Below are 15,368 nucleotides of genomic sequence, written 5' to 3' on the forward strand. Positions count from 1 at the left end.
AATTTTTTCATGCTCTAAAGATGTTATTTAATTTCGCGAGGTCATTCTTAGCTCAGACTATAGCCCATCAGTTGAAATTTTACTGGATGGAGAAAGTTAGGTCCTCGCGAGTTTATTTCCTACATCACCGAATACAAAGCAATTTCACACAATTCTTTAACCAAGTGTTTGTTGAAACTCTCAAATAGCAAAAATTGACATCGCAACGAGTATAAAATCCTTATTTTGCAGGGAGTAAGAGATGAGAAACCTTAGCTTAACTGAATTCATGACAGACCCTAATTTTTACAGAAATAATTTTTTAGAATATAATAGAAATAATTATCTTGTTTTGCTGTAAATAGTTGTCAGAATAACAAACTTTGCCGATGTTTTACCAACTCAGATTACTTTATTCTGCTTCACTAGATTTTTTTTATGAGAGGTATTTCAATGGATGAACAACTTAATCAGCTACGTGCCGAACGAGATATATTTATTTTTCAGCGAAACTGGGAAAAAGCATTGGTTGTTTTAGATGAAATGATTGCGATAGATGAAACAGCTTCTCGATATGTTAGACGTGCTATGCTTTTTATAAAACAAAAAAAATACGATATCGCAATTAAAAATATTCAACAATCATTAAAGCTTGAACCAAAACATGCAAAAGCAAATCATTTATTAGCATTACTACAAAAAAAAATACCAAAAACTTCCTTGAGTGATACAAAAACAGTTATTGAAAATCCCCATTTAGATACTTGGAAAACTCTTAAAATCGATATTGATAATATAAATTGTATGCGTACCTACAAAGGACAATATTTTGAAGAAGAAGATATAACGACCTATGATATCAATCAAGACAAAACGTTAATAGTCTCTAATGATTTAGTAGATCAAAATAAAGAAACTCTTTTAGATGAAATACAAGAACAAACATTTATAATTGATACACAAATATCTAATTCAATAGAAAAAATCAGCAATGAGTATCAAATAAAAAATCTAATTAATCAAGGTGGTATGGGTCTTATTTTTACAGGAATACAAGAAAGTCTGCATCGAAAAATTGCCATAAAAAAACTGAATTGTAAGCAAGATTTAAGTCAAAATTTTGTTTATAAAAAGAGATTTTTATCTGAAGCTATTACAACCGCGTATCTTGATCATCCAAATATTGTTCCTATTTATGATATCAAAGAAGTTGAAAATCGCGAAATTATACTAGCAATGAAACTCGTAAGAGGAACTTCGTGGAAAAAAATATTAGATGGTAAAGATGACCCAACATATTGTCTAGAAAAACATTTAGCAATTTTACTAGATGTTTGTAAAGCTATTTCATTTGCTCATAGCAAAGGAATTACCCACAATGATTTAAAACCTGATAATATTATGGTGGGAGAATTCGAAGAAATTTTAGTTATGGATTGGGGAATTGCGACAAGTGTAGACGAACAACACAACAAATATATAGTTGATAAATCTACAATAAATTTTCCAATGGGCACACCTCACTATATGCCACCAGAATTAGCAAATGGATTTGGTAAAGATATATGTTTTGGAACAGACACTTATCTATTAGGGTCTATACTTTATGAAATTTTAATGGGGAAACCTCCTCACACCGGAGAAAATTCATGGGCTATAATTCAATCAGCATGTTCAGGTAAAGTTCCTAAGTTTAACGACGATATACCTCAAGAACTACAAAATATTTGTACGAAAGCATTACAAAAAGAAATAGAAAAACGCTACGAAACAGTAGAAGAATTTAAATCGGCCATACAAGAGTTTTTACAACATCGCGAAAGTATAATTATCGCAAATGACGCGCTTAAAATTTTTAAGCATTGTCAACAACTTAGCCAAGAAAAAACAGATAACTTTTCATTATATAATAAATATGCAGAGTCCGTTTTTGGTTTTAAACAAGCATTGAGATTGTGGGAAAAAAATTCTTTAGCTTTTGCAAAACTGACAGAAGTTTGTGTCTCTTATGCACATGCAGCTCTACTAAACAAAGATATTGGCTTAGCAAGGTCTCTTATAGTTGATCTAGACAGATCTAGTGATGCAGTGAAAGAACTAGAAAAAGAAATTCAAAACATAGTACAAGCTAAATTTTCTCAAGAAAAAATGATAAAAAAACTACGTGCAGCGGTTGTCATAAGCATCACGATTGTTATTTTTGGGTTAACTTTGGGAATATGGAAAATCAACTTGTCTGCTGAAAGAACAAGAGATGTATTAAAAGAGTTAGCATTAGAAAATGCGAATGCAAAAAAAGGTCTTACTGCGGCAATGAATGCTATTCAATATGCTAATTCAAAAGTAGAAGGCTTACACAAAGATAAAAATTTTACAGAGCCTGCAAGAATTGTATCTTATCACCTTACAAGTATCACAAGGCAATCTAAAAGTGAGATATATTATACAAATCTTATTAAAGAAGGAGTTGAACTAGAAAGCTCTTATACTAAAAGAGGTCAGCAGTATTTTCATCAAGGAAATTTTGTGGCAGCTTTAAATGATTTTAATCAAGCAATATCTATTGCCCCGAAATACATAGATGCCTATATTTGGCGTGGAATAAATTACCACCAAGGTCTAAATGACGCGAATAAAGCTATTGATAGCTTCAACAAAGTTATTGTTTTCGATCCTAAAAGTTCTTTGGCTTATTCTCAGCGTGGAATCGTATACAGGAGTACAAAAGATTACGACAAAGCTTTACAAGATTTTAATAAAGCTATTTCTTTAGATTCAGAGAGTAAAGCAAATGATTATGTTGTAGATACTTCTGTTTTAGACGATAAAGGCCGCCAATATATGTCGCGCGGAATACTATATGATCTAACAAAACAAAAAGACAAAGCATTACGAGATTTTGAAAAAGGTATTTCTTTATCTCCTAAAAACTTACAAATAATTAACTATTACGTTTCATACAGTTATCGAATCGAAAGTAGCAAAGATATAAAAAAAAGTTTTTTAGAAGAATTGGAAAAATTTTCTTCTCTTTATCTAGATACTTTAGCATTGTACTATGCTTGGAAAGGTGAAAAAGAAAAAGCATTTCGTTATTCGCAAAATTTACCTAGAATACGAAAGAAAGTTGAGTTATTACTCTCAGGGAAAACTCCTTCTGAAGTAGAAAAAATAGACTAAGGTAGTTATTTTTAAAAGAATGAATAAAACAAAAGTAGCTTCTGGTAAACCTTTTTGTCAAAGTATTATAGAAAAGTTTCAATTTATTCAAGCAACATTAGCATATCATATTCCACAGCTTAAATAGGGGCGTTGGTAAAATAGTGTATGGTCAAGAGTAATAACTGTTCTTAATGTCGATATTGTAGTAAAAAATGAATAATTTAGTGGTAAGTTGGTGCCGATAATCATTCTTGGAATAGGAAAGAGTTTTTCGAACATAGCGAGAATCTCATTGACCAAGAATACCATTCCAATTTTCGGTATGAGCCGTTTTTCCACTGTTTTTGGAAACTTGAGTATTAAAAGGGAATTTTTTGCACGAGGCATAGAAGTCACTGTAACTACGGCAAGTGAGATAATTGTAAGGTTGATTAACAACTAAGCTAAGGGTAACGAAGGCCATCGCGACTTCCAATATCAAAAGATAAAACTTGCCTTGTCCTTCTACAAAGAGTAACCCATAGCCATCGCTCATTCCCTTTCTTTCCAACAAAAGAATGTAGTTCATCCCACTCGATTACATCTTCTGGTTGCCGATCTAGTAAAGTTCATGAAGTGGTGATCAACAATAAGTAAAGAGGTGATGAGAGTATGCTAAAATTCTTAGAGATTATTGGTGCGGCACTGTTTATTTCGTTGATGGTATGTAGTTGTAGTAAAGCCATAGAACCAAGGACGAAGAATAGCTCTAGTAAACCTTCACTAGTTACACCTATAAAAAGGAAAAACTTTTTAAAGGAAAATACGCAGCAGAAGTCTAATCATCTTCAAATAAAAACTCAGAAAAAGATTTTGTCTAAAACTAACCATCACAAAAAAATAGCGAGTAACGGCATAAAGCCTGGATTAAATGTAAGTGTAAGTTGTCCAGGTATCGCATTTTCAGGTAAGCGTGCTAGAGTAACGATTGTTATCGAAAATACGGGAAACATACAACTAAGCGATGTAACTATCCGTGGAAGTTTTATTACGGTTTATGGAAAGCCTGATTCGATTTCGTTTATCTCTGCCGAAGGTTGCGCTTCTATTTCTGATCGTTTGGCAACTTGGGATGTTGGCTTACTAGGTGTTGGAGAAAAAAAAGAATACCCAGTGGTAATTCTTTGTAAAGGCTGTAAACATTGTTTAAGAGTAACTGTTAATACGGCAGAAGGTATTCATGAGCAAGCAGAGTGTTGTACAAAATGGATGGGTTGCTTATTAGAATATCGTTTATTACTAGAATGCTTCGATACTACCGATTCATTAGCGGTGAGTGAAGAAACTACCTATGTTATAGAAGTAACACATCAAGGAACGTCACTACATCGCAATATAAAAATAGAAGTTATATTTCCCAAAGAAATCTCACCCATTAGTGGAAGCGGTGATAGTACATGCATTATAATGGGTCAACGCGTCACAGTTATCCCGTATTTAGAATTGCTACCTAGAAGACAAATAAAATGGAAAATTAAGGGAAAAGCTATACAACCAGGCGATGCTCGTGTGAGAGTGTATTTAACTTCTGGCTCACTAGAAGAATTGAACTTCCCACCAACAACGGAAGAAGAAAGTACTCATGTTTACTAATAACTTAGTTATCAGGTAATTTGGTCCATTCGAATTTTTGGTGTTCAAATTCAAGGATCGACTAAGAAGCGATGATTGTATACCGAAATTGTTTTTAGGAGTACTACATTGATAAAAGGAAAATCTTTGAGAAGCATAAAAGACAATATGGTTTACAGTGGGTGCGCTTTCTTTTTAAGAGAGTCGAAAGAATATACTCCTGTCAATTGTGTATTTGAAAACTGTAGTTTCCGTACTTCAGTTATTTTCAAGTCAATTGAGAATAGTACTTTCACAAATTGTAATTTTTCGGACAATGTTACTTTACGCTCTATATGCAAAGATTTCGAAAAATTTTCTTTTATTCAAACTCTCGATTTACACGACACAAAGATTAAAAAATTACCTAAACAGATAGTTCAGTTATCTTCTCTTTGTACTCTTAATTTAGCAGGTACTAGCATAAGAAAATTGCCAAGTGAAATAGGACAATTATCATCATTACAAAATCTTAATTTAGCAGGTACTAATATAAGAAAATTGCCAAGTGAAATAGGACAATTATCGTTACTAAAAAATCTTAATTTAGCAAGTACTAACATAAGAAAATTGCCAAGTGAAATAGGACAATTATCGTTACTAAAAAATCTCAACTTAGGGAGGACAGGGGTGATTGAACTACCAAATGAAATAGGTTTGTTATCTTCCCTGCAAGATCTTAATTTGAAATACACACGTATAACGCATCTTCCTAAAGAAATAGAAAAATTATCCTCTCTACAAAACCTAAACTTATATTTCTCTACCTTATTAGAACTGCCAAATGAAATAGGAAAATTATCCTCTCTGCAAAACCTCAACTTAGAGGGAACAAGAGTTCTTGAGTTGCCAAGTGAAATAGGACAATTATCTTCTCTGCAAAATCTTAACTTGGAGGAGACATATATAACATATCTTCCTAAAGAGATAGGAAAACTTACTTCTCTGCGAAATCTCAACTTATATCTTGTACCATTACGAGAGTTACCAAAAGAAATTGGTTTATTAATAGCTATTGAAGTTCTTGATTTATCTTTTGCGCAATTGAGTGAACTTCCGCGAGAAATAGGAAAGCTCACTTCTCTCCGCGAGCTTTCTGTGGGAAGTGAATTACTGCAAGAAAAATTGCTCATACCAAAAGAAATTGCACAGCTATCTTCACTGGAGGAACTTTATATACAAAATGCAAATATTGAGGAATTATTAACAGAAAAGTGGCTATTCATGTCCTTGCATACACTCGGCTTATCCATTATGGAAATACTCGAACTTCCAGAACAAGTATGCGAACTAACTTGTCTATGCCATTTAGATTTATGTGCAACAAAAATTAAGAAATTACCCTCTGAAATCAAGCAACTATCGCAACTGCAAACACTTAATTTATTTCGTACACATATAACAAAATTTCCAAAAGAGATAATACACTTGTCGTCTCTTCAGTATTTAAATTTAGCAGATACAAAAATAAGAACTATTCCTAGAGAAATAGAAAAACTAACACTACTGGAAAAACTAAACTTAAGCGGTACGAAAATAGAAAAACTTCCAGAAGAAATAAGCAAGTTACAATCTCTTCAAGAGATATATTTTGTTAATACAAAAATTAAAATACCGCCACAAGAATTAGATAATCTTCCGCTACTTCGTGTACGAGGTTCTTGGAAAGCTCAATAAAAAGCCACTTTAATTGGAAAGACTTCTCTCAAAGTTATGGTTGGGAATGACAACATCAAATTACGCAATTTTTTTGAATTGTACAACTGTGGTTTATCAAATATAGAAATTGGTGATTTTATCAAATAAAATTACCAACAACAACGTATAACACTACACTAGAACAAACCCACCTATAAAAAAATATGGATATACGATCCTTTATCAACTCTTTTTTGGTGCATTTGTACTTCTCAAAAATTAACAATGTCTATCTTGACAAACTCCCCGATACAAAACCTATTCTCTTTGTAAACTTACACCGTAATGGTGCTTGCGATGGTTGGGTGTATCAAAATAGCTTTTTGCGCAATCGTAGATTTCCCGCTCTCACATTCTCTTCGCAACTAACACGTTATATTATTGGACGTATGTTTTTTCACGGTATTGAATTTATTCGCAAGAAAGATGGCGTAAATCGCGAGAAAAACATACAGGCGCTTCAATATTGCGTTGACCATCTGCACAAAAAAAAAGATCTAGTTATCTTTCCCAGGGGGAACTTGCATGAAGAAACGCAACAACAAATCGCTACAGACGTACTACGCGGAATTCCTGGTAGCCCAGAAATTGTTGAAGAGCAAGTATTTCTATTGTAATCAACAGATGACTTCACGCGTTTTCCTAAAGGTACCATTTTAGTTGCAAGAACAACAAATCCGGCATGGACATCAATTCAAATTTAGTTATCAAATGAAATATTCTTATACGAAACTAAAATGAAAACAATAGTCGCAGAGGTAAGATTCCTTCTGTTTTTGCATTGCTAATGCAGAGCTGTAAATTCAAATCTTGTCACTTGCTCTTAAATGGATTCAACTTGGTCTGGAACGGTTAGATCCACAAATCCTAATGATACAGATGCGTCTGTTTCTGTTAATTCCATGCCCATATGATGGAAGTACCACACCTCTACAGGATCTGCTTGCGAAGCTTCGCATTCAGTTATTAGTTTAGCTAAACGTTCACTATCTTTTGCACGATTGTCCCGTTCGCTCTGTACTCCTGAAGTAATACCAAGTAGTACAGCTAACCCCATCGCTAAAACAGTAGTAAGTCCAAGAAGTATTGCTAATCCTAAAAAGCTCGAAAATGTGCGACTATCTAATGTGAATGATAGAATAGTTATAACGAAGATGAACATAATGAGCCAACAACGCGGTAGAAGAGATAATCTGGATTTTGTAATCATCCAATTTTGGTAGCGTTTACAGTGTGGACACAACGCTTCTCCAAGTTTTTTCTTTTTAGCTAACCTTAAACCACGTTTGTTCATGTGCTTTTTTAAATCGTTATCATCAGGCGCTAAAAAGCGTAAGCTTGTATCTGTTGTTTTACCTTTCTTCGTTACAATATAAGTAAATGGTTTACTACAGTGATGACATGCAATTTTTCGCGCTTGTAAAAATAGTGTTTGGATGGTTGTTTCTTTGATAAGTATCTTTCTAAGAATTCCCATATCTGAACCTTATTGCGCTCTTCAATTGAAGTGGCACTTTGATTTTGTAAATATTACTAGAGCTTGTCATCATTCAAAATATTTTTCCAAGTCCGTTTCCGAGCCCGAGCCCGATCCCGATTTCAAGGCTTTTGATTAAATAAAAAAGTATTTGTTACAACTCACAAAAAGCTCTATTTTTCTACCGCCTTTAGAATGTTTCGGAAGCGGGCTCGGGCTAAGAAACGGGCTCGATACTACTCGCAGTGTCATAATATAAGATAATATTTCAACGACATCTGTTATTCCTGTGAATGATAACACACGTCTAACAACAGAGTGTCATCATTAGGCCACTTTAATTGGGCACCGCAATAAGTAAAGTTTAGTTTTAGAATTTATCTACCACGCCAAGTAAATAACAACCTCAATGGCAAATAACTTCGGTCACTTAGAAATACGTACTACTGTATGTAGTTCGTTTGCAAAAATTTATATAATACTTCGTTTTTGAACTAAATACGGTCTAAATCAATGTCTGAAATGATAATTCGATAGTAATTTTTTTGAGAGGAAATTCTTGCTCAAAGCCCGTACTCCATCTAAGGAAACTGTTTTCTAAATCGCAAGTAACAGATTCAAATTCTATTTTTCTTATTAAATCAAGAGAGGTAGTTTTTTGGGTTCAAATCTTGTACTATTCTACAAACAGACGAGGAATTGTCCGCCGAATTTTGTCAAAGGAGGGTTTGGAATTTGTTGGTTATCGCTTCGATGTCGAGTATCCTGATTTAGATTTTAATTAAATCAGGATACTCGACATCGACTTTATTGACTAGCCATAAACCGATGCTATCCAGCATTTCGGCAATTTTGTTTTTGTCTGAAGTTGGTTTTAATGCTAGTTCAAGTACTTTCTTCATTTCTTCGCACTGTTCGGGATAATACTTAGAAAAAACGTCATAACACAGATCTAAATCTCGCGTGTACTTTTTTTCTCGTTCCATCAATATTTCAAAAGACGTTCTCAGAATGCGTTTAGCAATCCATCTACATTTCTCTTCATAGAAATGATCGTTATTATCTTTTGCCAGCATTTGTCTAAGATATTGAATATCTTTACCCAGTAGTGGAGTATGAACCATTGCGGGTATGCCTATTTTTATATTTTTAAATTCGTTATTTAAATCTTCTCCGTATATGCAAACTCCGTGTACTTTAATCATTAATGGAATATCACTAACATTTCTCTCATCGAAAGGAATGGCGCAAATTTCAACCCCTGTACAAAATGGATAATCTTTCTTTAGTTTTTCGTTGAAATTTTTTTCCCACGAAACATCAATATCTTTTTTTGCTAGTTTAATTATTGCAAGAGTATCTACGTCAGAAATATTTTCAACTGCTTCGCCTCTAACAACAGATCCTCGAATATAAACACTGTGTAAAGATGTGCCATATTGATTCAGGTAAGTATTCTTAACTTCTTCTACAATAGGAAGCCACTGTGATTGAATTTTATCAATGCTTGCTTCTTTTATGATATTTCCTTGTTGATCGACTTTTAAAAAAGTTCCCATATTTAATATTCCGTTGGATTAAAGTGATAAAAACTTGTTTACAGTTATCGCAGCTACGAATACTGCTAATAGTCTAATGAATCTACAAAAGCAAGCCGCTTAGTATCCGAAAAATAAACCTCCACTGCTATCAATATCATTACTATAACCTGATTTTTCCCATAGTTTCCAGGCCTCTTTACGGCTCTTTTCAAATATATCTGTCTTATAATGATCGATGAGTGCTTTTTGCATGGAGAATATATAACTCCTTGAAACCCAGTCTTTCACATCTGAGCTTAGAGACCCAATAATTCGGACCCTTATTTTGTATTTTTCCCATAAAATATTTCGATAGTGTCTATTTTGAGGCCATGAGGATGATACTCCCATCTCTTCTCCCCACCATAAACCAGCAGAAAAATCTTTTTGTGCTTGAGCTTTCCCTAAAAATTCGCAGGCTTCAATAATATTTTTGTAGTGTACGTCAATTAAACAATTTCCAAAGGCATCTTGTAGGAGTAATCTGTTGAGTTTTATTACTTCTTGTGGTGTTAATTTGCTTTGATTTTTAATTAGTTTTTTACATTTTGCGTTTGATATGTCTTTGTGAAATTGAGGATCGTAAAGGTGCTTGTGTTTGATTAAAATGTTAAGTTCTTCAGCTAGATTGTTCAAAGTCTCAATTTTGTTGTGTTTATTTTCTTCAATGTGTTTTATAAAATCTGGAGAGAAACTTTTCTTCAAATGCTGTACCCAAGGAATACTAGGATCATTAAACATTGAGAGTAGATCTTTTGTATATCGAAAGTCATCGGCTGATATGAGATAATTATTTACTCGAGTACGTTTAACAATTTCATTTATACTCACATCATTGTAGCAAGCGGGCAGCCCGTCAATATTCATACCACGAGAGAGTTCTTCTTTTTGCGCTTCATCTAATCCATAGTTTTCCTTATTAAATTTCCATAAACTAGACTTAACTAACTCGAACTTCAAACCGTATTTTTTATTTATATAATCACGAGTACGTTCTATTGTTTTCGGAGAGAAACCCATTACCTTGATTTTATATATGCCTTGCTCAACATCTTTATAGGCTTGTTCTTCTACTTTAGTTTGGGAATCACCATAGCAGTAGCATGATCCTATACACATTAAAACTATCAAAAAAGTATTTTTTGTAAACATATCTAGTGCTCCAATAGAGGTATACTTAAGAATTTTTAATTGTGTTAGAATTATTATTTAGCAGAGTTTTATTGACGAAATGTGCTTTCAAATAACTTTAAATGCGTTATCGCGAAACGTCGATCATCAAAAATGACGTGAGTTTTTATTTTAATGTAGAAACTACCAAAATTTTAACTATCCATTGATATCTCAGATAACTCGCCTAGATTGTTAAAAGTAACAGCCATCAGATAGTCAGTAAAATTTTTTGAGAACTGTATATCAAAAATTGCATAAGATTCAGAATTTTCAGGGTAAATACCAATGCGAGTCAGCACTAGAGTATTTAAAAAAAGAGTTTTATCTATCTCTTTGGTGCCAAAAATTTTATCTATTTCATTTTGACTAAATACGTCTAAGTGATGTTCAAGATAAAATCTTGCTGTTTCTGATTCTTCATCTAAATCCCAGTCTTCTGATATTGCTTTAAACGCTTTTTTTACCTCAGTATCTAATTTTTTGAGATAATTACTTAGTTCAACCAACAAAGAATCTTCAATTTTGTTCGATTCAAAATTTAAGTCAATCTCAACGATATTTCCTGAGATTGATATTTTTTCTTCATAATAGATTTTTGGTTCTAATGAATTTATTTGTCCAAATAGTGGTATTTCCATTTTAATTCATTTTAATATTTTATTCTAAAATGAAAAGAGTGATTCTACTACTGTTAGTGATATAATTATTATTTTAGAGAATAGTGAGACATTTTGAAAGCGCAAAGTTACGTTCTATAATTGAAAGAATAACGATAAAAGTCTCTAAAAGAACTAAATTAGAAGAAAGATAAATGTCGCCATGCGATAATAAAACATACTTTTGTTTTGTTATTTACACATTTTTGGCCATAACTTTTAAGGAACTACATTATGTCTACTCGACAAAACATGATGATCTTATTGATACTATTTACTGCTATTCATGCGCAACAAAAAGCGACACTGGTTCTAATCAATAGCAAAATTGTTACGATGAACTCCAAACAAGAGTCAGCTCAAGCCCTTGCCATTTTTCAGGATAAAATAATAGCTATTGGTAGCGACGAAGAAATAAAGTCTTACATTGATAAAGAAACACAAGTAATCGACTTAAAAGGAAAATTAGTTGTTCCAGGATTTATTGAATGTCATGCTCATCTTTTAAATATTGGTAGAGCTAGGCAACACCTCAATTTAGCGCGCGCAAGAAACTGGGACGAAGTGGTGAAAATTGTTAAAAATGCTGTGGCAAAATCGCAACCAGGACAATGGATTCGTGGTCGTGGTTGGCATCAAGAAAAATGGGACTCAATTCCTTCTCCCAATAAAAATGGGTTTCCTGTTCACGACAGCCTGAGTGCAATTTCTCCGAATAACCCGGTTTATCTAAGACATGCAAGTGGACATGCTGCTATTGTTAATGCAAAAGCAATGAAACTAACGAACATTAACCGCAGAACCCCTAACCCATATGGGGGAGAAATTGTTAGAGACGCCTTAGGTCATCCTACGGGCCTTCTAAGAGAAACGGCAGAATTCGTTATCCATAGACTTTATACATATAGTCAATTGCGTCTTTCAAAAGAGCAGAACGACAAAAAGATGTTACAACAAATTGAACTTGGTATAGAAGAATGTATTTCTAAAGGAATCACTAGCTTTCAAGACGCAGGAGTTTCTTTAGATTATATTGATACTCTCAAACAATTAGCTAACGAAAACAAATTAAAATTACGCATGTGGTTAATGATAGGTGCTTCCAATAAAACACTCGATAAAATTCTTGGAAAATACCGTACAGTAGGTTGGGGAAACAATTTCGTAACTATGAGAGCAATAAAAAGTAACATAGATGGTGCATTAGGATCTCATGGAGCGTGGTTACTAGAGTCTTATACTGATAAAGCGCAGCATTCCGGACTGAATACCACTCCCGCTTTCTATCTCAAAGAAACAGCAAAAATCGCCGCTAAATACAATGTACAACTTTGTATCCACGCAATAGGAGATCGTGCCAATCGCGAAGTATTAAATATTTTTGAAGAAACTTTCAAAAAGCACCCAAAGAAAAAAGATTGGCGCTGGCGTATAGAACATGCGCAGCATTTACATCCGCAGGACATACCGCGGTTTGCTCAGTTAGGTGTAATTGCTTCTATTCAAGGTGTACACTGCACTTCCGATGGATCATGGGTTCCGACGCGTCTTGGGCAAAAAAGATCAGAAGAAGGTGCTTATGTTTGGAGAAAACTTATTGATTCGGGCGCGGTTTTGTGTAATGGCACAGATGCTCCCGTAGAAGATGTTTCTCCTATTGCGAATTTTTATTCTTCTATTTCGCGCAAGCTTAAAAATGGCAAGACTTTTTTTCCTAAACAGTGTATGACACGTAAAGAAGCTCTCGCAACCTATACGATAAACGCTGCTTATGCTGCTTTTGAAGAAAAAATCAAAGGGTCTTTAGAAGTAGGAAAGTTAGCAGACATCGCAATTCTTTCCCAGGATATTTTAACGATTCCGCAAGATGACGTTCCAGCGACAAAAGTATTATATACTATTGTTGGTGGGAAAATAGTATATAAACGTTGAAAAGTAAAAGCGGCCACTATATCTAAATAGAAGGTTAACAGATGAAAAGACTGACAATATCAAATGCCCTTGAATCTCTTCAAGAGGAAAAAAACGTATTTAAAGAGTTATTCAAGCATGGTTCTATGAGTGTTGAAATATATAAACCTGATCAAGTCGACAACCAAAAACCTCATACGCGCGATGAACTTTATGTTGTCGCTTCAGGAACAGGTTATTTTGTAAATGGAGAATCTAGAGAGAAATTCGAAGCTGGCGAAGTTCTATTTGTTCCTGCTGGTGTTGTGCACAGATTCGAAAATTTTTCCCAAGACTTCTCTACTTGGGTATTCTTTTACGGTCCAGAGGGTGGAGAAAAGCCATAAAAACATGATAAACCAAAAGTGAGTTATAATCTTATTCTTATAGCAAAGAGTTCATTTTGTCCACCATTTGCAAAAGTTCTTTTTTAAAGTGATATTTCTCTTCTGGAAGTGTCATGAGATTATCAATAATTATTTTGGTGTTGATTTTTTGTAAAGAATTTTGCTTTAAAAGCATTCCCATCATAGCAATTGCACTAGACAATTTGAACCTTTGCGAAGGATCTTGATTCGTTTTTCCATGCTTCTTTACAGCTAAATTCATTTTTTTACCATTATTGTATGACATGCTAAGATTTAAAATGTTGTACTCGCGATGAGAAGCATTAGGCACGAAAACTCCGTCGATAATAAGAGCAGACTCATTGCGATACTCTGTAAAATCTCCTGAATGCTCAATCTCATAAAGTAGTGTTTTTGTATAGTTGGATTTCACTTCCTTTTCGTGAAAACTACTTAGATTGTCACCATCATTCACTAATCGGTGGCTTATCACATCGGACGCGAATGCAAGATCGATATGCAGGTTTTTAGCTATTATATTGCCTTGATTTTTTCTAGTTCCTTGAATTCCAATGAGAACAAGCCAATTTTTATTATTCCATGGACATTCGATAACTTCTGTATGAACAGAAAAAAGATTTTCTCCCGCTGGCGTCAAATAATCGTAGTAAAAGTCACTTACCATTTTAGATATATTGATTCTATCTTGGGGAGGAAGTTCATTATTATCTAAATACTTTTTTATATCCGAGAAAGAAATGTTTTTTGATGAATGTTCGATTTTTTCTGTATTATTTAGCGCCTGCTTTTGTGGCAAAGATTGGTTTTTTGAAGGTACCTGCGAAATACGATTCGAAGTACAACCAATTATAATTAGCAAAGTAAAAATATAAAATTTCATAGAAGCTCCTTTTGTCATAAAAGTTATTGTACTCTAAATTTTACAACAAAATTGTCATTACTAAGTCACAGCGCCGTCATATTACAGTAATTTTTCGATCAGTAAAGTGTAATATATTAAGAAAACAGCATAAAATCTGTTGTTAGGCAAAGATTCTACTATAACTTCTTACGCTACTAATAGATGTTTCTTTCTACGCACTAGGAAGGTTTCCATTAATAACATAGTCTAAAATATAGACGATTTGTTCTGGGTTCTCAGCAACGGCTAATGCTGCGGCATCCACTTCTTTTAACGCGTGGCGAAGTTGCGGCGAATGCAAAATAACGAGTGGTTTTCCTAAAGCAGAAGCGTAGCCAGCGTCAAAAGCAGCATTCCATTGTTTGTACTTCTCTCCAAATCTTACTACTACTATATCTGCGTTGCGCATTAAAGTTTTTGTGCGTATGGCGTTTAACTTTCCGCCTTTGTGATCAAACCAAAATGGTTTATCTTCTGCACCTAAGATAGCTACACCACAATTGTCGGAATTTTCGTGATTAGTAACAGGACTCGTAAAACAAACTGGTAACTTTTTTTGTTTTGTCATCGTTTCAATCTGCTCGCGCCAATCACTATGAATTTCACCAGATAAATAAACTTGCCAAATTTTAGTCATGTTTGATTTCCTTATTACCAGCGTTTTTTTGAATTATTAGGAGTGTTGAGTTGTTTTAGAAGGGCGTTGTGTCCTGCAATTGTAAATCAACAAAGTTAATCTAAAAGAGCAACCATAAAAAACATTTCTACACTCTA

The 15,368-nt window shown here is 33.8% G+C and carries 13 protein-coding genes; 6 read left to right on the forward strand and 7 right to left on the reverse strand.

The genetic code is table 11. The annotated features are described in order from the left end of the window. Positions 1-432: 432 nt before the first annotated feature. Positions 433-3,159, forward strand: coding sequence for a tetratricopeptide repeat protein (locus UABHE_RS19790; RefSeq protein WP_372364986.1), 2,727 nt, complete (start codon positions 433-435; stop codon positions 3,157-3,159). Positions 3,160-3,584: 425 nt separating this feature from the next. Here UABHE_RS19790 and UABHE_RS19795 read toward each other — a convergent pair whose 3' ends face one another. Then, a complete protein-coding gene (locus UABHE_RS19795; RefSeq protein ID WP_372371651.1) occupies positions 3,585-3,719 on the reverse strand; it encodes an IS1 family transposase in 135 nt (44 codons plus the stop codon). A 73-nt stretch (positions 3,720-3,792) separates the two neighbouring features. Here UABHE_RS19795 and UABHE_RS19800 point away from each other — a divergent pair, with 73 nt between their 5' ends. From UABHE_RS19800 to UABHE_RS19810, 3 genes are all read left to right on the forward strand, one after another. Next, complete coding sequence (locus tag UABHE_RS19800; protein WP_372364987.1) at positions 3,793-4,773, forward strand: hypothetical protein; 981 nt, start codon at positions 3,793-3,795, stop codon at positions 4,771-4,773. A gap of 108 nt (positions 4,774-4,881) precedes the next feature. After that, the gene (locus tag UABHE_RS19805) at positions 4,882-6,468 is read left to right on the forward strand and encodes a leucine-rich repeat domain-containing protein (protein WP_372364988.1); all 1,587 of its coding nucleotides are present in this window, start codon (positions 4,882-4,884) and stop codon (positions 6,466-6,468) included. Between the two features lie 185 nt (positions 6,469-6,653). Beyond that, entirely contained in the window at positions 6,654-7,106 is a 453-nt protein-coding gene (locus tag UABHE_RS19810; RefSeq protein ID WP_372364989.1) for a hypothetical protein, read from the forward strand. 206 nt (positions 7,107-7,312) lie between these two features. Here UABHE_RS19810 and UABHE_RS19815 read toward each other — a convergent pair whose 3' ends face one another. The 4 genes from UABHE_RS19815 to UABHE_RS19830 all read right to left on the reverse strand — a co-directional run bounded on the left by UABHE_RS19815 (position 7,313) and on the right by UABHE_RS19830 (position 11,357). Next, positions 7,313-7,966: a hypothetical protein gene (locus tag UABHE_RS19815; RefSeq protein ID WP_372364990.1), complete on the reverse strand. Its 654-nt coding sequence runs from the start codon at positions 7,964-7,966 to the stop codon at positions 7,313-7,315. Between the two features lie 770 nt (positions 7,967-8,736). Next, on the reverse strand, positions 8,737-9,525 hold the full coding sequence (locus UABHE_RS19820; RefSeq protein ID WP_372364991.1) for a hypothetical protein: 789 nt from the start codon (positions 9,523-9,525) through the stop codon (positions 8,737-8,739). A gap of 99 nt (positions 9,526-9,624) precedes the next feature. Further along, on the reverse strand, positions 9,625-10,698 hold the full coding sequence (locus UABHE_RS19825) for a hypothetical protein (RefSeq protein ID WP_372364992.1): 1,074 nt from the start codon (positions 10,696-10,698) through the stop codon (positions 9,625-9,627). A 173-nt stretch (positions 10,699-10,871) separates the two neighbouring features. Then, positions 10,872-11,357: a DUF2004 domain-containing protein gene (locus tag UABHE_RS19830; protein WP_372364993.1), complete on the reverse strand. Its 486-nt coding sequence runs from the start codon at positions 11,355-11,357 to the stop codon at positions 10,872-10,874. 252 nt (positions 11,358-11,609) lie between these two features. On the opposite strand from UABHE_RS19830, the gene UABHE_RS19835 reads away from it, so the two are divergent. After that, positions 11,610-13,307 carry an amidohydrolase gene (locus UABHE_RS19835; protein WP_372364994.1) on the forward strand — a complete coding sequence of 566 codons (1,698 nt, stop codon included), beginning with the start codon at positions 11,610-11,612 and terminating at the stop codon, positions 13,305-13,307. A 41-nt stretch (positions 13,308-13,348) separates the two neighbouring features. After that, entirely contained in the window at positions 13,349-13,672 is a 324-nt protein-coding gene (locus UABHE_RS19840) for a cupin domain-containing protein (protein ID WP_372364995.1), read from the forward strand. 37 nt (positions 13,673-13,709) lie between these two features. Here UABHE_RS19840 and UABHE_RS19845 read toward each other — a convergent pair whose 3' ends face one another. Together UABHE_RS19845 and UABHE_RS19850 are read right to left on the reverse strand one after the other, a co-directional pair. Beyond that, positions 13,710-14,573 (reverse strand): von Willebrand factor type A domain-containing protein, encoded by an 864-nt coding sequence (locus UABHE_RS19845; protein ID WP_372364996.1) that lies wholly within the window; start codon positions 14,571-14,573, stop codon positions 13,710-13,712. Positions 14,574-14,766: 193 nt separating this feature from the next. Continuing rightward, on the reverse strand, positions 14,767-15,231 hold the full coding sequence (locus UABHE_RS19850) for a YtoQ family protein (RefSeq protein WP_372364997.1): 465 nt from the start codon (positions 15,229-15,231) through the stop codon (positions 14,767-14,769). Positions 15,232-15,368: the final 137 nt, after the last annotated feature.

The sequence above is a fragment of the Candidatus Uabimicrobium helgolandensis genome (assembly GCF_041508025.1).
In the GTDB taxonomy this organism is placed as follows: domain Bacteria; phylum Planctomycetota; class Uabimicrobiia; order Uabimicrobiales; family Uabimicrobiaceae; genus Uabimicrobium; species Uabimicrobium helgolandensis.